At 71.5% G+C, this 23,505-nt stretch carries 25 protein-coding genes; 12 read left to right on the forward strand and 13 right to left on the reverse strand.

Going from position 1 to position 23,505, the window contains the following annotated elements; translation table 11 throughout:
* Positions 1–205 precede the first annotated feature (205 nt).
* The 3 genes from OG289_RS05450 to OG289_RS05460 all read left to right on the forward strand — a co-directional run bounded on the left by OG289_RS05450 (position 206) and on the right by OG289_RS05460 (position 2,671).
* Positions 206–1,561 (forward strand): dipeptidase, encoded by a 1,356-nt coding sequence (locus tag OG289_RS05450; protein ID WP_327312853.1) that lies wholly within the window; start codon positions 206–208, stop codon positions 1,559–1,561.
* Between the two features lie 82 nt (positions 1,562–1,643).
* Entirely contained in the window at positions 1,644–2,144 is a 501-nt protein-coding gene (locus tag OG289_RS05455) for a hypothetical protein (protein ID WP_327312854.1), read from the forward strand.
* Positions 2,145–2,146: 2 nt separating this feature from the next.
* Complete coding sequence (locus OG289_RS05460; RefSeq protein ID WP_327312855.1) at positions 2,147–2,671, forward strand: hypothetical protein; 525 nt, start codon at positions 2,147–2,149, stop codon at positions 2,669–2,671.
* Positions 2,672–2,674: 3 nt separating this feature from the next.
* On the opposite strand, the gene OG289_RS05465 is transcribed toward OG289_RS05460, so the two are convergent.
* Together OG289_RS05465 and OG289_RS05470 are read right to left on the reverse strand one after the other, a co-directional pair.
* The gene (locus OG289_RS05465; RefSeq protein WP_327312856.1) at positions 2,675–3,718 is read right to left on the reverse strand and encodes an NUDIX hydrolase; all 1,044 of its coding nucleotides are present in this window, start codon (positions 3,716–3,718) and stop codon (positions 2,675–2,677) included.
* A gap of 142 nt (positions 3,719–3,860) precedes the next feature.
* The gene (locus tag OG289_RS05470) at positions 3,861–4,055 is read right to left on the reverse strand and encodes a hypothetical protein (RefSeq protein WP_327312857.1); all 195 of its coding nucleotides are present in this window, start codon (positions 4,053–4,055) and stop codon (positions 3,861–3,863) included.
* A 118-nt stretch (positions 4,056–4,173) separates the two neighbouring features.
* On the opposite strand from OG289_RS05470, the gene OG289_RS05475 reads away from it, so the two are divergent.
* Positions 4,174–5,109 (forward strand): ADP-ribosylglycohydrolase family protein, encoded by a 936-nt coding sequence (locus OG289_RS05475; protein WP_327312858.1) that lies wholly within the window; start codon positions 4,174–4,176, stop codon positions 5,107–5,109.
* A 169-nt stretch (positions 5,110–5,278) separates the two neighbouring features.
* Here the strand turns inward: OG289_RS05475 and OG289_RS05480 are convergent, their stop codons facing one another.
* The gene (locus OG289_RS05480) at positions 5,279–6,223 is read right to left on the reverse strand and encodes an ROK family protein (RefSeq protein ID WP_327312859.1); all 945 of its coding nucleotides are present in this window, start codon (positions 6,221–6,223) and stop codon (positions 5,279–5,281) included.
* Between the two features lie 234 nt (positions 6,224–6,457).
* Here OG289_RS05480 and OG289_RS05485 point away from each other — a divergent pair, with 234 nt between their 5' ends.
* From OG289_RS05485 to OG289_RS05495, 3 genes are all read left to right on the forward strand, one after another.
* Positions 6,458–7,495 (forward strand): LacI family DNA-binding transcriptional regulator, encoded by a 1,038-nt coding sequence (locus OG289_RS05485; RefSeq protein ID WP_327312860.1) that lies wholly within the window; start codon positions 6,458–6,460, stop codon positions 7,493–7,495.
* A 7-nt stretch (positions 7,496–7,502) separates the two neighbouring features.
* Positions 7,503–8,240: a hypothetical protein gene (locus OG289_RS05490; RefSeq protein WP_327312861.1), complete on the forward strand. Its 738-nt coding sequence runs from the start codon at positions 7,503–7,505 to the stop codon at positions 8,238–8,240.
* Between the two features lie 86 nt (positions 8,241–8,326).
* Positions 8,327–8,716: a VOC family protein gene (locus OG289_RS05495; RefSeq protein WP_327312862.1), complete on the forward strand. Its 390-nt coding sequence runs from the start codon at positions 8,327–8,329 to the stop codon at positions 8,714–8,716.
* 63 nt (positions 8,717–8,779) lie between these two features.
* Here the strand turns inward: OG289_RS05495 and OG289_RS05500 are convergent, their stop codons facing one another.
* A complete protein-coding gene (locus OG289_RS05500; protein WP_327312863.1) occupies positions 8,780–10,084 on the reverse strand; it encodes a DUF6986 family protein in 1,305 nt (434 codons plus the stop codon).
* Between the two features lie 183 nt (positions 10,085–10,267).
* Between OG289_RS05500 and OG289_RS05505 the strand changes: the two genes are divergently transcribed.
* Positions 10,268–11,188, forward strand: a complete 921-nt coding sequence (locus OG289_RS05505) for an endonuclease/exonuclease/phosphatase family protein (protein ID WP_327312864.1) — start codon at positions 10,268–10,270, stop codon at positions 11,186–11,188.
* A 63-nt stretch (positions 11,189–11,251) separates the two neighbouring features.
* Here OG289_RS05505 and OG289_RS05510 read toward each other — a convergent pair whose 3' ends face one another.
* The 4 genes from OG289_RS05510 to OG289_RS05525 form a co-directional block, all read right to left on the reverse strand.
* On the reverse strand, positions 11,252–12,214 hold the full coding sequence (locus tag OG289_RS05510) for an electron transfer flavoprotein subunit alpha/FixB family protein (protein ID WP_327312865.1): 963 nt from the start codon (positions 12,212–12,214) through the stop codon (positions 11,252–11,254).
* Positions 12,215–12,265: 51 nt separating this feature from the next.
* On the reverse strand, positions 12,266–13,054 hold the full coding sequence (locus OG289_RS05515; RefSeq protein ID WP_327312866.1) for an electron transfer flavoprotein subunit beta/FixA family protein: 789 nt from the start codon (positions 13,052–13,054) through the stop codon (positions 12,266–12,268).
* 218 nt (positions 13,055–13,272) lie between these two features.
* Complete coding sequence (locus OG289_RS05520) at positions 13,273–13,782, reverse strand: flavin reductase family protein (protein WP_327312867.1); 510 nt, start codon at positions 13,780–13,782, stop codon at positions 13,273–13,275.
* Positions 13,783–13,990: 208 nt separating this feature from the next.
* A complete protein-coding gene (locus OG289_RS05525; RefSeq protein WP_327312868.1) occupies positions 13,991–14,404 on the reverse strand; it encodes a thioredoxin family protein in 414 nt (137 codons plus the stop codon).
* Positions 14,405–14,479: 75 nt separating this feature from the next.
* Between OG289_RS05525 and OG289_RS05530 the strand changes: the two genes are divergently transcribed.
* The 3 genes from OG289_RS05530 (at position 14,480) to OG289_RS05540 (ending at position 16,990) form a co-directional block, all read left to right on the forward strand.
* Positions 14,480–14,896: a DUF4395 domain-containing protein gene (locus OG289_RS05530; RefSeq protein WP_327312869.1), complete on the forward strand. Its 417-nt coding sequence runs from the start codon at positions 14,480–14,482 to the stop codon at positions 14,894–14,896.
* A 189-nt stretch (positions 14,897–15,085) separates the two neighbouring features.
* Positions 15,086–15,814 (forward strand): lysophospholipid acyltransferase family protein, encoded by a 729-nt coding sequence (locus OG289_RS05535; protein ID WP_327312870.1) that lies wholly within the window; start codon positions 15,086–15,088, stop codon positions 15,812–15,814.
* A 132-nt stretch (positions 15,815–15,946) separates the two neighbouring features.
* Positions 15,947–16,990 carry a hypothetical protein gene (locus OG289_RS05540; protein WP_327312871.1) on the forward strand — a complete coding sequence of 348 codons (1,044 nt, stop codon included), beginning with the start codon at positions 15,947–15,949 and terminating at the stop codon, positions 16,988–16,990.
* A gap of 41 nt (positions 16,991–17,031) precedes the next feature.
* Here OG289_RS05540 and OG289_RS05545 read toward each other — a convergent pair whose 3' ends face one another.
* From OG289_RS05545 to OG289_RS05565, 5 genes are all read right to left on the reverse strand, one after another.
* A complete protein-coding gene (locus OG289_RS05545; RefSeq protein WP_327312872.1) occupies positions 17,032–18,489 on the reverse strand; it encodes a hypothetical protein in 1,458 nt (485 codons plus the stop codon).
* Between the two features lie 48 nt (positions 18,490–18,537).
* Complete coding sequence (locus tag OG289_RS05550; RefSeq protein ID WP_327312873.1) at positions 18,538–19,131, reverse strand: transglutaminase domain-containing protein; 594 nt, start codon at positions 19,129–19,131, stop codon at positions 18,538–18,540.
* A gap of 89 nt (positions 19,132–19,220) precedes the next feature.
* Complete coding sequence (locus tag OG289_RS05555) at positions 19,221–20,291, reverse strand: threonine aldolase family protein (RefSeq protein ID WP_327312874.1); 1,071 nt, start codon at positions 20,289–20,291, stop codon at positions 19,221–19,223.
* On the reverse strand, positions 20,288–21,034 hold the full coding sequence (locus OG289_RS05560) for an SDR family NAD(P)-dependent oxidoreductase (protein ID WP_327312875.1): 747 nt from the start codon (positions 21,032–21,034) through the stop codon (positions 20,288–20,290). The genes OG289_RS05555 and OG289_RS05560 overlap by 4 nt, the downstream gene beginning before the upstream one ends.
* A 71-nt stretch (positions 21,035–21,105) precedes the next feature.
* Positions 21,106–22,503, reverse strand: coding sequence for a DUF6421 family protein (locus OG289_RS05565; protein ID WP_327312876.1), 1,398 nt, complete (start codon positions 22,501–22,503; stop codon positions 21,106–21,108).
* Between the two features lie 270 nt (positions 22,504–22,773).
* Here OG289_RS05565 and OG289_RS05570 point away from each other — a divergent pair, with 270 nt between their 5' ends.
* On the forward strand, positions 22,774–23,457 hold the full coding sequence (locus tag OG289_RS05570) for a glycerophosphodiester phosphodiesterase (RefSeq protein ID WP_327312877.1): 684 nt from the start codon (positions 22,774–22,776) through the stop codon (positions 23,455–23,457).
* The last annotated feature ends 48 nt before the right edge of the window (positions 23,458–23,505 follow it).

The following is a 23,505-nucleotide window of genomic DNA, read 5'->3' on the forward strand; positions in this document are numbered from 1 at the left end:
ACGATGGTCTACTGCTCCCGATCAAGCCGCTTGCCGCACCTGTCCCCCGCATCCTACGGCGGAGATCGTCACGGTCCGATGACGGTCCGCTGTGGGAGGATCGGCGGCGTGCGCGCTCCCCATCCCGGCGGCGCGTACGCTCGCACGGTCCCCCGAACGGACCAGTGCCACCCTGTACAACGTCGCACCCACAAGGAGCGTGCCCATGTCGTCGAATCCGGTCGCCGAGACCGTCGCCTCGCTCATGCCCAGGGCGCGGGCGGAGCTCACCGAACTGGTGGCCTTCGAGTCGGTGGCGGACTTCGACCAGTTCCCCAGGAGCGAGAGCGAGGCCGCCGCGAACTGGATCACGGCCGCGCTGCGCGCCGAGGGCTTCCAGGACGTGGCCCTGCTCGACACCCCCGACGGCACCCAGTCGGTGTACGGCCGTCTGCCCGGCCCCGCCGGCGCGAAGACCGTTCTGCTCTACGCCCACTACGACGTACAGCCGCCGCTGGACGAGGCCGGCTGGACCACTCCGCCCTTCGAGCTGACCGAGCGCGACGGCCGCTGGTACGGCCGTGGCAGCGCCGACTGCAAGGGCGGCTTCATCATGCACCTGCTCGCCCTGCGCGCCCTCAAGGCCAACGGCGGCGTCCCGGTCCACGTCAAGGTCATCGTCGAGGGCTCCGAGGAGCAGGGCACGGGTGGTCTGGAGCGGTACGCCGAGGAGCACCCGGACCTGCTGACGGCCGACACGATCGTCATCGGCGACGCGGGCAACTTCCGTGTCGGACTGCCGACGGTCACCTCCACCCTGCGCGGCATGACCATGCTGCGGGTGCGGATCGACACCCTCGAGGGCAACCTGCACTCCGGCCAGTTCGGCGGCGCCGCGCCCGACGCGCTGGGCGCGCTGATCCGCGTCCTGGACTCGCTGCGCGCCGAGGACGGCTCGACCACCGTCGACGGGCTGACCGACGACTCGCGCTGGGAGGGCCTCCAGTACGACGAGGGCCAGTTCCGCCAGGACGCGAAGGTGCTGGAGGGCGTCGAGCTGATCGGCTCGGGCACGGTCGCCGACCGCATCTGGGCCCGGCCCGCCGTCACCGTCCTCGGCATCGACTGCCCGCCCGTGGTCGGCGCCACTCCTTCCGTGCAGGCGAGCGCCCGCGCGCTGATCAGCCTGCGCGTGCCGCCGGGCGTGGACGCGGCCGAGGCGACGAAGCTGCTCCAGGCGCACCTGGAGGCGCACACGCCGTGGGGCGCGCGCGTGAGCACCGAGCAGATCGGCCAAGGCCAGGCGTTCAGCGCCGACACCACCAGCCCGGCGTACGCGGCGATGGCCGAGGCCATGGCGGTCGCCTACCCCGGTCAGGACATGCAGTACGCGGGCCAGGGTGGTTCCATCCCCCTCTGCAACACCCTCGCCGCCCTCTACCCGCGGGCGGAGATCATCCTCATCGGCCTGAGCGAGCCGGAGGCGCAGATCCACGCGGTCGACGAGAGCGTGTCCCCCGAGGAACTGGAGCGGCTGTCGGTGGCGGAGGCCCTGTTCCTGCGCAACTACGCGGCGAGCTGAGCCACTCTCTCCGCCGTCGGCGGAAGGCGGTCCTGCGGGAAGCGGCGGACAACTGCCGTTTCCCGTACGCAAGATGGGGATCATGGACTCGCGTCGCGCCGACCACCACGCCCTCGCCAACTCCCTCGGCCGTCTGAGCGACGCCGAACTCACCGCCCTGGTCGACTCCGGCGTACCGCTCGGCACCGGGATCGGCGGGCAGGTGCTGCGGGTGGAGGTGGACGGTCGGCAGGTCTTCGTGAAGCGGATCCGGTTGACAGAAGCCGAACTGCGGCCCGGGCGCGCGCAGTCCACCGCGAACGTCTTCGGACTGCCGTCCTTCTGCCACTACGGCATCGGTGACGTCGGCAGCCCCGCCTTCGGGGCGTGGCGGGAGCCGGCCGTGCACACGATGACCACGGACTGGGTGCTGTCCGGCCGGTTCATGGGCTTCCCGCTGACGTACCACTGGCGGGTGCTGCCCGACGGGCCCCGGCCGCTCCCGGACGAACTGGCCGACGTGGACCGGGTGGTGGCGTACTGGGGCGGGAGTCCGGGGCTGCGCGAGCGGGTGGAGGCTCTGCGTTCGGGTCGGCGAGCCTGACCGTGTTCCTGGAGTACATCCCCTCCACGCTCCACGACTGGCTGGGCGCGCGGCTGCGCACCCACGGCGCGGACGCCGCCTGCGCCCTGGTGGAGCGGGAGCTGACGGCGCTGACCGGTTTCCTGCGGGACCGTCAACTTCTGCACTTCGACGCCCACTTCCGCAACGTCCTCACCGACGGACGGCGGCTGTACCTCGCCGACCACGGTCTCGCGCTCGCCGCCGGGTTCGACCTCACCCCGCCGGAGCAGGCGTTCCTCGACCGGCATCGCGACTACGACCGCGCCTACTTGGTGAAGTGGCTCGTCACCGACCTGTACCGGCACCGCGGTGAGGAACGCGCGGCCTGCGTGCGCGCGTGCGCGCAAGGCCTGCGGCCCCAGGGCATCCCGGACGGAGCCGCCGCACTCGTCGTTCGTCATGCCCCGGTCGCCGAGGTGATGGAGGGCTTCGAGCGACGGTTCCGGGAGGAGAGCCGGTCGGCTCCCTTTCCGGCGGAGACACTGCGACGCGTCTCCTCCTCGTAGGCGCTAACCCGTGGGGATGCCCGCCTCCAGGTAGAGCGCGGCCCCCTGCTCGCGGGCCCGCAGCGCCCAGCGCAGTCGCTCGTAGCGGACCGGCGGCAGCAGGTCGGCCGCCTCCTCCTCGGTGACGAAGCGCCAGGCCCGCAGTTCGGGGCCGGGCAGCAGCAGCCCCGCCACGGCCGCCGGGTCGAGCCGGCCGCCGTCGAAGAGGAGGCGCAGCCCGCCGTAGCGGGGAGGCTCCGGCCGTTCCCAGTCGACGACCAGCAGCCGTGGTACGTCCGCCAGCCGGATCCCGGTCTCCTCCTCGACCTCGCGCACGCCCGCGCGCGCGGGCGCCTCGCCCGGCTCCACCACCCCGCCCGGGAACTCCCAGCCGGGCTTGTACGTCGGGTCGACGAGCAGCACCCGGTCCTGCTCGTCGAAGAGGAGCACGCCGGCGGCCACCGTCTCGGCGGTGGGCTCGGGGGTCTGCACGATGTCGCACGCGGACACGGCGCCGGCGGCGACGGCCTCGGCGATCCGGGCGGCCGTCTCGTGCGGGGTGAGGGCGCCGTTGTCCACGGGGTGGGCGTCGGCGGTGAGCCAGGAGGCGAGGGCGGCGTGGTACGGCTCGATGTGATCGTACGACCACTGCCGGATCCGTATCTCGCCGTCCGGGAGGTCGCAAGGGACCTCCCGGTTGGCTATTCGCTCGCGCAGGATCGTTTCCGCCGGAGCGAGGAGGACATGCCGGACCGCGATCCGGCGGGCGGCGAGGCCGCCGAAGATCTCGTCCCGGTACTCCTGGCGCAGCAGGGTCATGGGGACGACGAGGGTGCCGCCCAGCTCGGCGAGCAGCGCGGCCGCCGTGTCGATCACGAGCCGTCGCCAGATCGGCAGGTCCTGGAAGTCGCCGACCTCGGCGAGTCGTTTGGGCGGTAGCAGGTGCGGGAGTGCCCCGCCGATGACCTCGGGGTCGAAGAGCGTGCTGTTCGGGATCAGGTCGATCAATTCCCGTGCGGTGGTTGTCTTCCCCGCACCGAACGCGCCGTTGATCCAGACGACGGTCACGGTTCCCCCTCTTCTGTTGGCCCCCTGTGGCTTGCCCGCTCCACCCTGCCACGGAAACCAGTTCCCGTTGAGGGCGCACGAACGCCGTGGCGCCGGTACCCCTCGCGGTGGGGTCCGGCGCCACGGCCTCGTACCTGGTCCGTCAGTCGTTCTGCCCGAGGGCGTTGTCGTCGGCGGCCAGGCTGCCGCCGGCGATGGTGTGATCGAACGTGCTGAGGGTGTCGCCCACGTTCAGTCCGCCGAGATCCTCATCGCCCAGGCCCTGCGAGGGGGTGATCGCCGCGACGACGAAGCCGGTGGCGAGGGAGGCGATGGCGAGCATGCTGCGCTTCTTCATGCGTCGATCAACTGCGCGGACGGGCGCGGGGTCACGCATCACCCGGCAATCCACTCGCGCGCCGCACCCTCCCGCGGTGAGAATGCCGTGGTCGCCGACGTTTCCGAGGAGCCTTGCCATGAGCGGTCCGCACCACGCCCACGCCAGTCTGGACGGGCTCGTCACGGGTGACGCCTTCGGTGACAGTTGGTTCACCCGCTCCGACGAACCCGCCGAGGCGCTGTGGGCGGCCCGGGAGCCGCGTCCGGCGCCCTGGCTGTGGACGGACGACTCAGCGATGGCGTTCGTCCTGTTCGCCCACCTGACGGCGCACGGGGAGGTCCGTCCGGACGGCCTTGCGCGGGAGTTCGCCGCCGAGTACGGCCGCGACCCGGGCCGCAAGTACGGCCCGTCCATGCACGGCGTGCTGCGGCGCATCGCCGAGGGCGAGGACTGGCGGGCGGTGACGACGGGGCAGTTCGGCGGACAGGGTTCCTACGGCAACGGCGCGGCGATGCGGGTCGCCCCGCTGGGGGCCTGGTTCCGGGACGACCTGGCCGCGGTCCGTGAGCAGGCCACGCTCTCCGCGCTGGCCACCCACGCCCACCCGGAGGCGGTCGCGGGCGCGGTGGCCGTGGCGGTCGCCGCGGCGCTGGCTGCCGGCTGCGAGGGCCCGGACGCCCCTGTGCGCGCGGCCTTCTTGCGAGAAGTCGCCGCGCAGGTGCCGGACAGCGACGTCCGCTCCGGAGTGCTGGTGGCGGCGAACCTGCCCGAGCGTACGTCGGTGCGCCACGCGGCGTCCGTGCTGGGCTCGGGGACGCTGATCTCGGCTCCGGACACGGTGCCGTTCGCCCTCTGGTCCGCTGCGGGGCACATGAACGACCTGCCCGAGGCCCTGTGGCAGACCGTGGGCGGGTGGGGCGACCGTGACACGACCTGCGCCATCGCGGGAGGCGTGGTAGCGGCCCGCACCGGCACGAGCACCGTCCCCACCGCCTGGCTTCAGGCCCGCGAGGGCATCCCCGCCGGGAGCGGCTGGGACGCCCTCGCAGCGGCGCGGCTGGGCGTCGGCTGAGGCCGGTGCGCACCGGTGGCTGCCGGCTGCGGGAACGGGTGCCGGCGGGGTGAACGGCGAGACCTCGTGCCCCGTTCCCCGGCGGGCACCGGGCGCCGGCACCAGCCCGACGTCGACAAGCCGAGCCCCTCGGAATCCCTTCGGGCCGGAACGTTCCTGCTGCGCTCCGTCAGACCCCCGTCGCCGCTCTCCTCGCCAGCGCGGCTGCCGCCGCCCCCACCAGCCCCGCGTCCGTGCCCATCTGTGCGGGCGTCACCGTCAGGCGCTGGACGAAGGAGAGGGTCGCGTAGTCGCGCAGGGCCCGGCGCAGGGGGGCGAAGAGCACCTCGCCCGCCTTGCCCACGCCCCCGCCGACCACCGCGATGTCGATCTCGACGAGGGTCGCGGTGGCCGCGATGCCGGCGGCCAGGGCCTGGGCGGCCCGTTCGAAGGAGGCCACGGCGACCGGGTCGCCCGCACGGGCGGCGGCGGCCACCGCGGCCGCGGACGTGGCGCCGTCGGGGCCGGGCAGCCAGCCGTTCTTCAGGGCCCGGCGGGCGATGTTGGGGCCGCTGGCGATGCGCTCCACGCAGCCGCGCGCACCGCACGGACACGCGTCGCCGTCGAGGTCGACGCTGATGTGGCCGATGTGCCCCGCGTTGCCGGTGGGACCGGGGTGCAGCCGGCCGCCCAGGACCAGGCCGCCGCCGACGCCGGTGGAGACCACCATGCACAGCGCGTTGTCGTGGCCGCGGGCGGCGCCCTGCCAGTGTTCGGCCGCCGTGATCGCCACGCCGTCGCCGATCAGCTCGACCGGGAGGTCCCCGGTTGCCGCCCGGACCCGGTCGACCAGCGGATAGTCCCGCCAGCCGGGCACGTTCACCGGGCTGACCGTGCCCGCGCAGGCGTCCACCGGGCCCGCGCTGCCGATGCCGACGGCGTTTACGCGCCCCCACAGCGGCGACCCGGTCAACTCCGCGAGTACCGCCTCGACGGCCCGCATCACGGTGTCGCCGTTCTCCTGTGCGGGCGTGGGCCGCTGCGCGCGGGCCAGGATCGTGCCGTCGCCGTCCACCAGCGCTCCGGCGATCTTGGTGCCGCCTATGTCGAGCGCGGCCACGAGGTCGGTGTGCATCAGTCTGGTTTCTCCCGGTCCACCATGGAAAAGGGCTGGCCGGTCCAGCGGTTGGGGGACGCGGGCCGGAGATTGCGGTGGACAGTGTCTCCCGCATCTGACAACGTTGTCCAGGCTCTATGCTCGACGCCACATCCTCATACAACCCCTGGGACCCGCGCACCCCGTACGCAACATTGCGCTGACGGCGTGCGGGGCCGATCTCCCGCGGACGACAGGACAGGACCCAGCATCGTGCCCGAGACGCAGCGCCGGCCCGAGAGCCGCTACGGCAACCGTCCCACCATGAAGGACGTCGCCGCTCGCGCCGGAGTCGGCCTCAAGACGGTCTCGCGCGTGGTGAACGGCGAGCCCGGGGTCACGCCCGAGACGGAACGGCGGGTCCAGGAGGCCATCGACGCACTGGGCTTCCGCCGCAACGACAGCGCCCGGGTGTTGCGCAAGGGACGCACGGCCAGCATCGGCCTGGTCCTGGAGGACCTCGCCGACCCGTTCTACGGGCCCCTCAGCCGCGCGGTGGAGGAGGTCGCCCGCGCTCACGGGGCACTGCTCATCAACGGCTCCAGCGCCGAGGACCCCGACCGTGAGCAGGAGCTGGCGCTGGCGCTGTGCGCGCGTCGGGTGGACGGCCTGGTGGTGATCCCGGCCGGTGACGACCACCGGTATCTGGAGCCCGAGATCAAGGCGGGGGTCGCCACGGTCTTCGTCGACCGGCCGGCCGGCCGGATCGACGCCGACTGCGTCCTGTCGGACAACTTCGGCGGCGCCCGCGAGGGCGTGGCCCATCTGGTGGCGCACGGGCACCGCCGGATCGGCTTCATCGGCGACATGCCGCGCATCCACACCGCCGGGGAGCGGCTGCGGGGCTACCGCGCGGCGATGGAGGACGCCGGCATACCCGTCGAGGACGCCTGGATGTCCCTGGGCGCCACCGATCCCCTTCGGGTGCGCCGGGCGGCCGAGGAGATGCTGGCCGGGCCCGTGCCGGTCACGGCGATCTTCTCGGGCAACAACCGGGTGACGGTCACGGTGATCCGGGTGCTCGCCGAGCTGACCCGCCGGGTCGCCCTGGTGGCCTTCGACGACCTGGAGCTCGCCGACCTGCTCCAGCCGGGGGTCACGGTGATCGCCCAGGACGCGGCCACTCTCGGCCGCACCGCCGCCGAACGGCTGTTCCGGCAGTTGGACGGCACCTTGATCGTTCCCGAACGCATCGAACTGCCGACCCGGCTCGTCGCCCGCGGCTCGGGCGAGCTGCCGCCGGCGGACTGAGGCTTCCGTGGACGCCCGCGACGAGCACCGCACGCTGGAGGCCCTGGGCCTGGCCGACGCCCCGCGCGACCACCCGCTGAGCTACCCCGGCGCCCGGCCGGCCGAGTCCGGGCTGCTCGACGGGGACAGGTTGCTGCCGCTGGACCGGCTCACGCACCCCGGGCGGACGCCCGTGGTGGCCGTCGGCTCCAACGCCAGCCCGGCCCAACTGCGCCACAAGATGGCCGAGTTCGGGATCACCTCGCCCGTCCCGATGGTGAGGGCTCGCGTGACGGGACTCGACGTGGGCGTCTCGGCGCACGTCAGCCGGCTCGGATACGTGTCCGCGTCCCCCGTCAACGCCCCTGGCGTCACACGGGAGTTGTTCGTCATCTGGCTGGACGCGGAACAACTCGCCATGGTCGACGCGACGGAGCCGAACTACGACCGGGTGCTGCTGCCCGCGCCGGGGTTCCGGATCGAGCTGGAGAACGGTGAGGCGCTCCTCGACGCATTCGCGTACGTGAACCACCATGGCGTGCTGCACAACGGCGCCGGCGTTCCGCGCGGCCATCCCGGGCAGCGTGCCCTGATCACCGAACTCCTCGCGGGATCACCGGCGTTGCGGCGGCTGTTCGGGGTGACACCGGAGGAGTTCTGCGCCCGGGTCCGGGCCGACGCGGGGCTGTGCGAGCGGGGTACCCGGCTGTTCGCGGAGGAGAAGCTGGTGATCGCTTCCGGGCTGGAGCACCTGCACGTCCGTTAGGGTGTTCGGACGGCATCGCGTGTCGGTCACCGACCGGGTGAGGCATGGAGGTGCCCGTGAGTTTGCCTTACGGAGGCATTCCACACATGTCAGTCGAGCTGAACCACACCATCGTCCACTCCCGTGACAACCGGGAGTCCGCAGAGTTCCTCGCCCGCATCCTGGGACTCGAAGTCGGGGCCGAGTGGGGCCCGTTCGTCCCGGTCGAGACGAGCAACAAGGTCACCCTGGACTTCGCCGCGATCCCGCCGGAGTCCATTGTCATGCAGCACTACGCGTTCCTCGTCTCCGACGAGGAGTTCGACGCGGCCTTTGCCCGGATCAGGCAGGCGGGGATCACGTACTTCGCGGATCCGCACGGCAAGCAGCCGGGTGAGATCAACCATCACCACGGTGGCCGGGGCCTGTACTTCATGGACCCGTCAGGGCACGGGATGGAGATCATCACGACCCCGTACACCTTTCCCGCGCGGTAGTCGCTCCTGAGGGCCGGTGGCCGGTCGGGGTCAGCGCCCCGACCGGCCACCGGCCCTCGCGCGTCAGTGCGCGGAGGCCGTCAGATCGCCCCGGCGCGGGGCCGCGAAGCCCTCCAGGGCCGTCCGGGTCAGTCCGGTCGCGCCGGTCACCTCGGCGAGGTCGAGGGCGCCGCAGTCGAGGCCGCGCAGCAGGTAGCCGCTGAGGGCCTTGGCGGTCGCGGGCTCGTCCATCACGTCGCCGCCGGCCCGGTTGGCGTACCGGGACAGCCGCTCGGCGGCCTGGGCGAAGCCCTCGCGGTAGAAGGCGAAGACGGCCGCGTAGCGGGTGGGGATGTGGCCGGGGTGCATGTCCCAGCCCTGGTAGTAGGCGCGGGAGAGGGCTCGGCGGGTGAGGCCGTAGTGCAGGCGCCAGGCATCGTGGACCTTCTCGGTCGGGCCGACCGGCAGCACGTTCGTGGAGCCGTCCGAGACGCGTACGCCGGTGCCGGCCGCCGCGACCTGCATGACCGCCTTGGCGTGGTCGGCGGCCGGGTGGTCGCTGGCCTGGTAGGCGGCGGACACGCCGAGGCAGGCGCTGTAGTCGAAGGTGCCGTAGTGCAGGCCGGTGGCGCGGCCCTCGGCCGCCTGGATCATGCGGGCGACCGTCGCGGTGCCGTCGGTGGCGAGGATGGACTGGCTGGTCTCGATCTGGATCTCGAAGCCGAGCCGCCCGGGTTCGAGCCCGCGCGCCTTCTCGAAGGCCTCCAGGAGCCGGACCATGGCGGTGACCTGTTCGGGGTACGTCACCTTCGGAAGGGTGAGAACCAGACCGTCGGGCAGGCCGCCGGCCTCCGTCAGACCCGTGAGGAAGACGTCGAGGGTGCGGATGCCCCGGTCGCGTACGGCGGCCTCCATGCATTTCATCCGGATGCCCATGTAGGGGGCCGCGGTGCCCTTCGCGTACGCCTCGGCGATCAGGCGGGCCGCCCGGGCGGCCGTCTCGTCCTCCTCGGCGTCCGGGCGGGGGCCGTAGCCGTCCTCGAAGTCGACGCGCAGGTCCTCGATGGGCTCGCGCTCCAGTTTGGCCCGCACGCGCGCGTACACGGGCTCGGCGAGTTCGTCGGACAGGCCGAGACAGGCGGCGAAGGAGGCGGCGTCGGGGGCGTGCTCGTCGAGGGCGGCGAGGGCCTGGTCGCCCCAGGAACGGATCGTGCCGGCGTCGAAGGCGTCGCCGGGGACGTAGACGGTGTGGACGGGCTGGCGGGTTCCAGGGTCTCCGGGGTAGCAGCGGTCGAGTTCGGCGTCGATCGGGGCGAGGGAGGCGCTGATCTCCTCGCTGACGGCGCCCGCGAGGCTCGTCGCCACCGTCTCCTGCTGGCCCTGACCCATTCCACACCCTCCAGATTTCCGCTTTACGGAATAAACAATCCGTAGAACGAAGTTATCCGGGGAGCTTCCGGCAGGTCAACACCCTGTCCACCCATGGCCCCCTCGCGTTCACCACCGCACCTACGCCCTCTTCCGCACAACGGTTCACCCCTTCATCCTTGCTCACGAGACGAGGGGGGACACATGACGGGCAGCGGTGGGCCGACCCGGCGGGTGGGACTGAGAACAGTGGTGGCCGCCATGGCCGCCCTGCCCCTGCTCGGCACGGCAGGGGCCTCCGCGGCCCGGCACGAGAGCGAATCGCCGAGGCCGCTGCGGTCCGCGCCCGTGCCCCCGCTGGAGGTCATGACGTTCAACCTCCGCTACGCGTCCACCGAGGAACCCAACAGCTGGGCGGTCCGCCGTCCGGTGATGCGCGCGCTGCTGCGCCGGGCGGCCCCGCACGTCATCGGCACCCAGGAGGGCCAGCCGCCGCAGTTGCGGGACATCGAGGCCGGCCTCGGATCGCACTACGACTGGATCGGCACGAGCCGAGGCGGCGACGAGGAGTCGATGGCCGTCTTCTACGACAGGCGTCGGCTGGCCCCGGCCGAGTACGGGCACTTCTGGCTCTCCGCCACGCCCGAGGTGCGCGGCTCCAACACCTGGGGCGGGGCCCACCCCCGCATGGTCACCTGGGTCCGCTTCCGTGATCTGCGGGCGCAGGGGCGGGAGTTCCACGTCCTCAACACCCATCTCGACAACGCCAGCCAGTACGCGCGCGTGCGCTCCGCCGACCTGATCGCCGCGCGGATCGCCCGGTTCGACCGCTCCCTGCCGCTACTGCTGACCGGTGACTTCAACGCCATCGCCCACGTGAATCCGGTCTACGACACGCTGCTGGGCGCCGGTCTGGTCGACACCTGGGACGCGGCACGCGCGCGTGGCGGGGCGTACGCGACGTTCCACGGGTACAAGGCGCTCACGCCGGGCGGGGACCGCATCGACTGGATCCTGGCCACGCCGGGTGTGTCGGTCCACCGGGAGTGGACCGACACCTTCACCGTGGACGGCCAGTACCCGAGCGACCATCTGCCGGTGCAGGCCTCTTTGAGCCTGGGATGAGCCGAGGCCCCCGTGACCGGCGCGGTCACAGGGGCCTCGTGCAGTCGCGCGACTGCCGGGTGATCAGCCCTTGCGGGTGTTGATCTCCTCGGTGAGCTGCGGGACGACGTCGAAGAGGTCGCCGACGACGCCGTAGTCGACCAGGTCGAAGATCGGGGCCTCGGCGTCCTTGTTGACGGCCACGATGGTCTTCGAGGTCTGCATGCCGGCGCGGTGCTGGATCGCGCCGGAGATGCCGTTGGCGATGTACAGCTGCGGCGAGACGGACTTGCCGGTCTGGCCGACCTGGTTGGTGTGCGGGTACCAGCCTGCGTCCACCGCGGCGCGGGAGGCGCCGACGGCCGCGCCGAGGGAGTCGGCGAGGGCCTCGATGATCGCGAAGTTCTCCGCGCCGTTGACGCCACGGCCACCGGAGACCACGATCGCGGCCTCGGTCAGCTCCGGACGGCCGGTCGACTCACGGGCCGTGCGGCCGGTGACCTTGGTGCCGGTGGCCTGGGCGGAGAAGGAGACGGCGAGGGCCTCGACCGCGCCGGCGGCCGGGGCGGCCTCCACGGCGGCGCTGTTGGGCTTGACGGTGATGACCGGGGTGCCCTTGGAGACACGGGACTTGGTGGTGAAGGACGCGGCGAACACCGACTGGGTGGCCACCGGGCCCTCGTCGCCGGCCTCGAGGTCGACGGCGTCGGTGATGATGCCGGAGCCGATGCGCAGCGCCAGACGGGCGGCGATCTCCTTGCCCTCGGCGGAGGACGGGACCAGCACCGCGGCCGGGGAGACGGCCTCGACGGCGGCCTGCAGGGCGTCGACCTTCGGTACGACCAGGTAGTCGGCGTACTCGGACGCGTCGTGCGTGAGGACCTTCACGGCGCCGTGCTCGGCCAGCGCGGCAGCGGTGTTCTCGGCACCGGCGCCGAGGGCGACGGCGACCGGCTCGCCGATACGGCGGGCCAGCGTCAGCAGCTCCAGGGTGGGCTTGCGGACGGCGCCGTCCACGTGGTCGACGTAGACGAGGACTTCAGCCATGGGATTTGCTCTCCTGCGAAACGAAGTTGAGGGGCGGTCGGCGAGGGGCCTTTAGATGAACTTCTGGCCCGCGAGGAACTCGGCGAGCTGCTTGCCGCCCTCGCCCTCGTCCTTGACGATCGTGCCCGCGGTGCGGGCCGGACGCTCGGTCGCGGACTCGACCGCGGTCCAGGCGCCCTCCAGGCCGACTTCCTCGGCCTCCAGGTCCAGGTCCGAGAGGTCCCAGGACTCAACCGGCTTCTTCTTGGCCGCCATGATGCCCTTGAAGGACGGGTAGCGCGCCTCACCCGACTGGTCGGTGACCGACACGACGGCCGGCAGGGAGGCCTCGAGCAGCTCGGAGGCGGCGTCGCCGTCACGGCGGCCCTTGACGGTGCCGTCCTCGACCAAGACCTCGGAGAGCAGGGTGACCTGCGGGACACCCAGGCGCTCGGCCAGCAGGGCCGGGACGATGCCGGCGGTGCCGTCGGTGGAGGCCATGCCGGAGACCACCAGGTCGTAGCCGGCCTTCTCGATGGCCTTGGCGAGCACCAGGGAGGTGCCGATGGCGTCGGTGCCGTGCAGGTCGTCGTCCTCGACGTGGATCGCCTTGTCGGCACCCATCGACAGGGCCTTGCGCAGCGCGTCCTTGGCGTCCTCGGGGCCCACCGTCAGGACGGTGACCTCCACGTCGTCGTCGGAGTTCTCGGAGATCTGCAGCGCCTGCTCGACGGCGTATTCGTCGAGCTCGGAGAGCAGACCGTCCACGTCGTCCCGGTCGACGGTCAGGTCATCGGCGAAGTGCCGGTCGCCAGTGGCGTCGGGCACAAACTTCACAGTGACAACGATCCTCAAGCTCACGCCGGCTCTCCTACTGCATCGTCAGTTCTCGGCTGCCTTCTTCCAGGCAGCATAGGCGCCACAAGCGGCCGATCCCGGTCGGGGCGGCCCGCGCCCCGACCGGAATATTACTCGTCAGTACACCCAGTTCGTTCCCGCTAAGCAAGCGCTTTGAACTGTGACCTTTGCAACGCAGCGTAATCGGAGTCGGACGGGTTCGCAGCAGAGCGGGGCAGTGATCAATCCCGCAGAGAGGTGAACCGCCCCTGGTGGTAGAGCAACGGACGGCCCACGCCCTCGGGGTCACCCAGGACGACCTCGGCCAGCACGATGCGATGGTCCCCCGCCGGTATGCGCGCGACGACACGGCACACCAGCCACGCGAGCACGTCGTCCAGGACGGGGACACCCTCCGGGCCCTCGCGCCACACGGTCGGCGCGCCGAAACGGTCGGCACCGCTCCTGGCGAAGGTGGCGGCCAGCGCCTGCTGGTGCTCGCCGAGTACGTGGACGCCCACGTGCTCGGCCCGGGACATCGCGGGCCAGCTGGAGGCGCCGGCGCCGATGCCGAAGGAGAGCAGCGGGGGCTCGGCGGAGACGGAGCTGAGGGAGGTGGCGGTGAAGCCGACCGGACCGCTCTCACCGGAGGCGGTGATCACGGCGACTCCGGCCGCGTGCCGCCGGAAGACGGAGCGCAGGAGATCGGGAGAGGCGAGTCGAGGGGCGCCGAGGTCGGGCGTGGCCGTCATCGAGTTGTCCTTCTGCGGGGAATGGCGAGTTTGGCTGTGGCTGCTCAACAGGCCGGACAGCGCGCACTCGCGGTACGGACCAGGTCGACGTGGACCCGTCCATGGAGAAGGAGTTCCTCAGGCATACGGCCAGGCTGACGATGGGTGGCGCGCACAGTCAAGTACGTTCCGACATCTGGGAGATGCCTCACCGTCCGGCTCGGGCGGGTCACACCGCCTCTCCCAAGGCCGCGATGACGTCCGCCTTGCGGGGCTGGCCGGTGGCGCGCCGCACGACGCGGCCGTCGGCGTCGAGGACCAGGACGGTCGGCGTCTTGAGGATGTCGAGTTCACGGACGAGGTCCAGGTGCGCCTCGGCGTCGATCTCGATGTGGGTGACTCCGGGGACCACGCCGGCCACCTCGCCGAGGACCCGGCGGGTCGCTCGGCAGGGCGCGCAGAAGGCGCTGGAGAACTGCACGAGCGTGGCCCGTTCACCGAGTTCGCCGCCGAGCCGGTCCGCTCCGATTCGTTTTCCGTCGTCGCGCCCGCGCACGCGAACCCTCCCGCTCCGCCGCCGCAGCAGCACCCCGAAGGCACTCGCCGCCGCGAGCACGGCCGCGCACACCACCAGTCCGGTCATCAGGCACTCCAGCGTTCATGAGACTGCAAAGATTCCCGACCCCAGGAATCGCTTCCGTTGCGGAATGCTTGATTCATGGACATCGACGCGAGAGGCCCGCGCTTCGGGGCCGCCGTGACGACCGTAGTACTCGCGGTCGTACTGATCACGGGCAGCTCCTGGCTGCTCGCCTGGCAGACGCTGGCGTTCGCGCTCGGCACGGCGGGCGGAGTGGCGCGCTCGCCGTACGGCTGGGTGTTCCGCACTGCCGTACGGCCGCGGATCGGGCCGCCGACCGAGTTCGAGGCGCCGGAGCCACCGCGGTTCGCTCAGACGGTGGGACTGGTGTTCGCGGGCGTCGGCCTCGTCGGCCTCGCCCTGGGGCCCGAGTGGCTGGGCCTCGCGGCGACCGGCGCGGCGCTGGCGGCCGCGTTCCTGAATGCCGCTTTCGGGTACTGCCTCGGATGCGAGATGTACCTGCTCGTACGGCGGGTCGCGGTACGAGCGGAGTAAAGGCGACTTAAAAGGCCGAGGTGGATCAAGGGGGTCGAAGTGACGAGGATCTCGCCGCTGTCGGGCACCAGGACTGGCTCCCCGGCCGTTCTTGGGGCACGATCTGCGAGATGCCGTAAACCTACGGCTGCGTAACTTTGCCGTCGGGAGCCCTTCCCCGGCAAAGAGAAGGAAGGGTTCGCCCCGCCCATGGCAGAGCTTGTCTACCGCCCCGTCGTCGGCCTCGCCCAGACGTTGTTCAAGGTCTGGGACCTCAAGATCGACTGCAAGGGGTCGGAGAACATCCCGCGCTCGGGCGGAGCCGTGCTGGTGAGCAACCACATCAGCTACCTCGACTTCATCTTCGACGGCCTGGCCGCGCTCCCGCAGAAACGTCTCGTTCGCTTCATGGCGAAGGAGTCCGTGTTCCGCCACAAGGTCTCCGGCCCGCTGATGCGCGGGATGAAGCACATCCCGGTGGACCGCAACCAGGGGGAGACGGCGTACCAGCACGCGCTGGACTCACTGCGCTCGGGCGAGATCGTCGGGGTCTTCCCCGAGGCCACGATCTCGCAGTCGTTCACTCTGAAGAGCTTCAAGTCGGGTGCCGCCCGGATGGCCCAGGAGGCGGGCGTCCCGCTGATCCCGGTGGCCCTGTGGGGTACGCAGCGACTGTGGACCAAGGGCCACCCGCGCAACTTCAAGCGCAGCCACACCCCGATCACCATCCGCGTCGGCGAGGCCATCGAGGCCTCCCGCGACAAGTACGCGGGCGCCATCACCCGGCAGCTGCGCGAGCGCGTCCAGGAGCTCCTGGAGGCCGCTCAGCGCGCCTACCCGGTCCGCCCCAAGGACGCGAGCGACACCTGGTGGATGCCCGCCCACCTGGGCGGCACGGCGCCGACGCCGGAGCAGGTCCGCGAGGCCGAGGCACGCTGACGTCCGCCTGGCGGGGCGCGCCTGTCGGGGTTCGCTCTCGCGACCCCGCGCTCCGGGCGCGCCGCGGCGGCCGATAGGGTCCCGGCCCTATCGGGTCGGCTGTGGTCCGCCGAACGCGCTACGGGGGCGAAGATGCGGCGCTGGATGAAGGTGTCGGTGGCGGCTGCGGCCGTGGTCGGGCTGGGCGGCTGGATCGCCCAGCCGTACGTCCAGGAGTGGTGGGTGGTCCGTACCGCCTGCGACGGGATGCTCCCCGGCGGCGCCGTGCGCGACCTCGTTCCCGACGACGCCCGGGTCGTGGGCACCGAGTCGGGCGGGGTGAAGGCGCTCGGCGACTACGGCTGCGAGGTCACCGTCGCGGGTGACCACAGCGCCGACTGGCGGCTGCTCAACCTGCACGCCTACACCGAGCGCGACGACCAGGACCGCGAGTTCATGTTCGCCTTCCCGGGGGGTGGGTTCGCGCGGCAGGCGGCGATGCCGCGAGGGCTGCCCGGGTTCATCGCCCGCTTCAGCACCCTTGAGTTCCTGCTTGCCTGCCCCGACCTGGGCAAGGACGCCGACGGTCGGCAGCGCAAGATGCTGGTGCGCGCCGGGGTGAGCCTCAACGGCCCCTGGCGGCAGCCCGCCACCTATGAGGTGGCCGTCGCGTTCGCCAACTCCGCCTCGAAGCGACTGGGATGCGGCGCCGAGCCCCTGAAGGCACCGGAGGGCGTCGCCCCGGCCGACCCGGACGAACAAGACCCGAAGACAGTCCCCCTGACCGCCGCCCGCGACACCGCCTGCGGCTGGCTGGCCGGCGCGGGGCTGCCGAACCCGACGCACTGGAAACTCGACGCCCAGCTCAACGACGCGGCGCCGACGGGCCGTTGTGACGTGACCATCGACGACGAGCTCACGGACGACGGCTCGAAGGGGATGACCTTCGTCGCCTGGTTCGGGGACTGGAGCAACCGTCTCGTCGCCGGCAACCACACCAGTCGACCGTCCCTGTCCGCGAGCGCCCGCTGCGCCGGCGAGGCCGCCCGCTTCGCGCTCGACGCCTCCAAGGACGTCCCCGGAGTCGACCAGGCGAAGAAACGGGCGCTGTTGAAGGCCTTCGCCGCGGAGCAGGTGAAGCGGCGGGGCTGCACCGGCCTCGAACTTGACCCCGAACGACCGGCGACGGACACCTGACGCCGAACGACGGACGCGCCTGACCCGGACGCGGGCCGTCGTCAGATCGTCAGCCAGAGCGCCCGGACATAGCGGTCGTCGATGACCTGCCGCAGGGCGGCGGCCCGCGCCTTGGGGATCCTCCGTGCCGTCGCCCAGAAGTCCACCACCCTGAGCAGCTGGTGCCGGGCGTCCATCAGGTCACCGCGCACCCTGCCCGAGGGGTACCGCGCGGCGATGCCCGCCATCGGCGGGCGGGTGGTCTCCTGCGTGGTGTGGGCGAGATAGACGCCGCGCGTGTACCGGCGGACGGTCGCGTCGAAGGCCGTGACGTCGGGGATGGTGCCGTCGCGGGCGTAGCGGGCCCGGTACTTCATCAGGGCGCCGACCCGGTCGGCCATGTGCTCCAGGTCGCTGTCGACCCAGTAGGTGTCGGGCGTGTCGAACCCGTCCCTGCTCGGCTTCGGGTGGTAGCCGGGGTCGCGGCCCTGTCCGTCCAGCCGCTCCAGGTAGTAGGCGAGCCAGGCGCGCTCGGCGGCATAGAGGATCGCGAACGCCTGGGGGTCCTTGGCGAGTTCGGCGACCAGACGCTCGGGGTCGGCCTCGACGTCCGAGTAGGGCTGGGTGTGCTCGAAGTCGGCGTGGGCCTCTTCGGGGGCGAGGAAACGGCCGTACGTCGTCCAGCCCTCGTCGTCGGGCGCGGTCAGGTCCGCGGGGACGGCGGGGCGTACGGCGTCCTTGTCGGACCCGCCGTACCGGTGCTGGTCGACGATGTACTGGCTGAGCATGCGGGCGACGCCCGGGGCCATCCCGTCGGGCAGTTCGACCTCGTTCAGGGCGGCGGCCACCGCGAAGGCACTGCGGGCCTGGGCCAGGGTGTGCGGGTTCTCGGTCCCGGTGGCCCGGGTGGCCGCGTCCACGACCTCGCCGAGCACCCTGCCGCCGTCGCCGCACGGATGCTCGTGCACGAGGAGCGTGCGTACGGCGTCGAGACGGGCGAGGTCGTCGCCCGGATCGAGGGCGCGGGTCGCGGCCGCCGGGTCCCTGACCAGGGCTCGGGTGGAGGAGGGGATCTTCTGGCAGGGCGTGTCGCCCCCGGAGCCGAGGAGGACGATCGGTACGGCGGTGGCGGTCGCGAGAAGGGCGAGGGCCACCGCGGAGGTGAGCAGCCGGTGCTTCCGCAACCGGGCGAGAAGGCGCCGCCGACCGCCCGGCAGGGCCTGCGAGCCGACGGGCGGACGGTCACCGGGCTCCGCCTCCGGCTGGTCTTCCTGGCGTTCGCCCGGCTGACGGGCATGATCCGCCGAGCCGACGGGCCGAAGTGCACCCGGCCCCGCCTCCGGCCGCTCTTCCCCCTGCCCACCCGGCTGACGGACGTGATCCGTGGGGTCCTCGCCCGGTCGGGCGTCGGGACGTCCCGGCCGACCGGTGTGCTGGACGTGCGGCCCGCCCTCCCCCGGCGGAGCGTCCTTGCCCAGGTTGCCGTTCCCGGCCGCATCGGCCTCTCCCCCGTCACGCATGCGGGGGAGATTAGCCGCAGCGACGGTCCGGGGCGGCGGCGGGGGTGCTCACAGTGATGTGGGGAGCGTCCGCCAGAGGAAGGGTCGGTCCAAAGCGGCCTGCAACGCGCTCAGGACGGCCGGGTGGGGTGCCGCGTACAGACCGGGGTAGTCCAGCTCGCCCGCCCCGGAGTCGGGCGAGAAGGCCAGTCGCTCGCCGTCCAGCGAGAACCGCGCGTCCACGCCCGGCTTGTTGCCACGCGGGTCCTGGCGGTGCCAGGCCCCTTTGAAGCGCACGGCGACGAGTCCGTGGACGGCGTATCCGTCGCCCTCGTCGTGCGCGAACCGCTGGTAGCACAGCGCGGTCGGGATGTCCTCGGCCCGCAGCAGGGCGGCCAGCGCGTGAGCCTTGGCGTAACAGATGCCCGTCCCCTGCTCCAGTACGTCGGAGGCGCGCCAGGTGACGCGCGGGTCGCCGGCGTCCTGCGAGTGGGGAATGGTGTCGCGGACGAACTCGAACGCCAGTCGTGCATAGGCATACGAGTCGTCCGCGTCCTCCGCAAGGCGTGCGGCCGTGGCCCGCACCAGCGGATGGTGGTGGTCGATGGCCTCGTCAGCGGCCAGGTACGCGGAAAGGTCGGGGTTCTCCTGGATCAGCTCCATGGCGGGAGAGCATAGGAAAACGATCACTCAAGAGTCAAATACTTTTGAGTATGACCGCATACCTATGCATCGGAGTGCTTGCTGGTGCGCTAGCGCGCCATCTCCTCCTTGACCGCCGCCACGAACGCGTCGACGTCCTCCTCGGTCGTGTCGAACGCGCACATCCAGCGGACGTCGCCCGCCGCCTCGTCCCAGAAGTAGAACCGGAACCGCTTCTGCAGGCGCAGGCTCACGTCGTGCGGGAGCCGGGCGAAGACCCCGTTGGCCTGCACCGGGTGGAGGATCTCCACGCCGTGCACGGCCCGCACGCCCTCCGCCAGCCGCTGGGCCATCTCGTTGGCGTGGCGGGCGTTGCGCAGCCACAGGTCCTTGGCGAGCAGGGCCTCCAACTGCACCGAGACGAAGCGCATCTTGGACGCGAGCTGCATGGACAGCTTGCGCAGGTGCTTCATGCGGCGGACGGCGCCCTGGTCGATGACGACGACCGCCTCACCGAACAGGGCACCGTTCTTCGTGCCGCCCAGGGAGAGGATGTCGACGCCGACCGCGTTGGTGAACGTCCGCATCGGGACGTTCAGGGAGGCGGCCGCGTTGGCTATCCGGGAGCCGTCCAGGTGGACCTTCATGCCGTGCGCGTGGGCGTGGTCGCAGATCGCGCGGATCTCGTCGGGCGTGTAGAGGGTGCCGAGCTCCGTGCTCTGGGTGATCGACACGACCTGCGGCATCGCGCGGTGCTCGTCCTCCCAGCCCCAGGCCTGCCGGTCGATCAGCTCCGGGGTCAGCTTGCCGTCGGGCGTCGCGACGGTGAGCAGCTTCAGGCCGCCCATGCGCTCGGGCGCGCCGCCCTCGTCGACGTTGATGTGGGCGCTCTCGGCGCAGATCACCGCGCCCCAGCGGTCGGTGACCGCCTGGAGCGCGACGACGTTGGCGCCGGTGCCGTTGAAGACCGGGAACGCCTCCGCCGTGGGACCGAAGTGGCTCCGGATGATCCGCTGGAGGTTCTCGGTGTAGTCGTCCTCGCCGTACGCCACCTGGTGGCCGCCGTTGGCCAGGGCCAGGGCGGCCATCACCTCAGGGTGGGCTCCGGCGTAGTTGTCGCTGGCGAAACCGCGGACCTCCGGGTCGTGGTGGCGACGGGCGTCGGTCTTCGGGGGGTTCACGGCTTCTCGGTGAGCCACAGACGCTGTCCGTTCACTTCGGGGGCGGGCTTCTCCCAGACTCCGACGATGGCCTCGGCCAGGTTCTTGACGTCCGTGAAGCCCGCGAACTTCGCGTTGGGTCGCTCGGCGCGCATCGCGTCGTGCACCAGTGCCTTCACCACCAGGATGGCAGCCGCGGAGGTCGGGCCGCCGCTCCCCCCGGCCTTGCGGAAGAAGTCGGCCAGTGAAAGCGTCCACGCCTCGGCGGCGGCCTTCGCGGCGGCGTAGGCGGCGTTGCCCGCGGTGGGGTTGCTCGCGCCCGCGGCGCTGATCAGGACGTACCGGCCGCGCTCGCTGCGCTGCAGCGCCTCGTGGAAGGCGAGGGAGGTGTGCTGCACGGTCTTGACGAGCAGCAGTTCCAGGAGATCCCAGTCGTCGAGGCTGGTCTTGGTGAAGGTCTCGCTGCCGCGCCAGCCGCCGACCAGGTGGACCAGGCCGTCGACCCGGCCGAAGTCCTTCTCGATGCGGGTGGCCCAGTCACGGGTCGAGTTCAGCTCGAGCAGATCGACCGTGTCGCCGGTGACCGTCGCGCCGCCCGCCTCGTAGCGGGCGTGGTCGACGGCCTCCGCCAGCCGCTCCGGGTCGTTGTCCGAGCCGACGACGGTCGCGCCCGCCTGGGCGAGCCTGAGCAGTGCCGCCCGGCCGGCGGGTCCGCCCGCGCCGGCCACCGCGATCACCGCACCGCTGAGAGCACCGTTCCCCATGGTCTTCGCCTCCTGCGCAGTGTTCTGCTCAGCAGTGTCCTGCAGAGCAGTGTTCTCGGTTCGCAGGTCGCTCACGCGGCGATCCGCTCGGCGCCGTCCGCCGTGATGCCCTTGGTGGAGGCGATCACGTTCTTCAGCTTCTTGGACAGTGCCTCATAGAACATGCTCAGCGGAAACTCGTCCGGAAGCACGTCGTCCACGAGTTTGCGCGGCGGCTGGGTCAGGTCCAGGGCGTCGGGGCCCTTGGCCCACTTGGAGCCCGGGTGCGGGGCGAGGTAGGTGGAGACCAGCTCGTAGCCGGCGAACCAGTGGACGAGCTTGGGGCGGTCGATGCCGTCCCGGTAGAGCTGCTCGATGTCGGCGCACAGCTGGTTGGTGACCTGCGGGGCGCGCTGCCAGTCGATGTGCAGCGTGTTGTCGGTCCAGCGAACGACGCCGTGCTTGTGCAGGTAGGCGAAGAGGAGCTGGCCGCCGAGACCGTCGTAGTTGCGTACGCGCTCGCCGGTGACCGGGAAGCGGAACATGCGGTCGAAGAGCACCGCGTACTGCACGTCACGGGCCTGCGGGACGCCGTCGGCCTCCAGCTTCACGGCCTCCTTGAAGGCGGTGAGGTCGCAGCGCAGCTCCTCCAGGCCGTACATCCAGAACGGCTGGCGCTGCTTGATCATGAACGGGTCGAAGGGCAGGTCGCCGTGGCTGTGGGTGCGGTCGTGGACCATGTCCCACAGGACGAAGGCCTCCTCGCAGCGCTTCTGGTCGTGGACCATCGCGGCGATGTCCTCGGGCAGCTCCAGACCCAGGATGTCGACGGCGGCGTCGGTCACCCGGCGGAAGCGGGCGGCCTCGCGGTCGCAGAAGATGCCACCCCAGGAGAAACGTTCCGGCGCCTCGCGGACGGCGATGGTCTCCGGGAAGAGGACGGCGGAGTTGGTGTCGTACCCGGCCGTGAAGTCCTCGAAGGTGATGCCGCAGAACAGCGGGTTGTCGTAACGAGTGCGCTCCAGCTCCGCCAGCCACTCCGGCCAGACCATGCGCAGCACGACGGCCTCCAGGTTGCGGTCCGGGTTGCCGTTCTGCGTGTACATCGGGAAGACGACCAGATGCTGGAGCCCGTCCGCCCGGTCGGCCGCCGGCTGGAAGGCCAGCAGCGAGTCGAGGAAGTCCGGCACCTCGAAGCCGCCGTCGGCCCAGGTCCGCAGGTCACCGACCAGGGCCCGGTGGTAGGCGGCGTCGTGCGGGAGCAGCGGGGACAGCTCCTCGACGGCCTCGATCACGCGCCGGACGGCCTGCTCGGCGTCCGCGCGCACGGGTGCGCCCTCGGCCGCGAAGTCGATCGATCCGTCCTTCGACTGCCAGGGCCGGATCCGCTCCACGGCATCCTTGAGCACGCGCCACGCCGGGTGCTCCACCACCCTGGTCGCCGGAGGAACCCGCTCCCCCGTAGCTGCCTGCACAAGAATTTCCGTCATGTCCCATCCTCCACTGGAGAACCTCGCGTCAGGACACCGTATGCATATGAGGTTTCTTCCAGCAAGTGGACATTCGGGAGATTATCCTGCGTGCCCGCATCTTCACCGCACTTTTTCCTGTCGGACATCGATGGAGCGACTACTTCCGCTCCGGCTGGGTAGGGGCGAGCCCCTTGCGGACGGCTCGCACGCCTACACGTGTCCATGGCGGTCCGAGGCCGTTAGGCTGCGAGTTCGCCACCCTCGCCGTCGACGGAAGCGAGTCCCGTCTTGAACTTCCTCACCATCGGTCACCGCGGAGTCATGGGTGTCGAGCCCGAGAACACCCTGCGATCCTTCGTCGCCGCCGAGCAGGCCGGTCTCGACGTCATCGAACTCGATCTGCACCTGAGCAAGGACGGCGCTCTGGTGGTCATGCACGACCCCGACGTGGACCGTACGACCGACGGGACCGGGGCCATCGCCGACCAGACGCTCGCCGAGCTGCGCACCCTCGACGCCGGCCGCGGGGAGCGCGTCCCGTTCTTCGAGGAGGTCCTGGACGCCGTGGGGGTGCCGCTCCAGGCCGAGATCAAGGACGTGCAGGCGGCACGGGCGCTGGCCGAGGTGATGCACGCGCGCGACCTGGTGGAACGGGTGGAGGTGTCCTCCTTCCACGACGAGGCCGTCGCCGAGATCGCGCGACTCGTTCCCGGGGTGCGCACCGCGCTCATCGGCAGCCGCTACGGCCTCGACATCGTGGACCGGGCCGTCGACGCCGGAGCCGCGACGGTCTGCCTGAACCTGCGGCGGCTCAACCTGGAGACCGTCGAGGAGGCGCGGAAGCGGGACCTGCGGATCATCGGCTGGGTGGTCAACACACAGGACCAGCTGCGGCTCGTCCGCGCCCTGGAACTGGACGGCGCGACCACCGACTACCCGGAGATCAGGCGCACGGGCCGCTTCACCGCTTGAGTACGAGTGTGAGCGTGAACGTGCTCCGGGGACCGGAGGGCCGGGGGG

The organism is Streptomyces sp. NBC_01235, from assembly GCF_035989285.1.
In the GTDB taxonomy this organism is placed as follows: Bacteria; Actinomycetota; Actinomycetes; order Streptomycetales; family Streptomycetaceae; genus Streptomyces.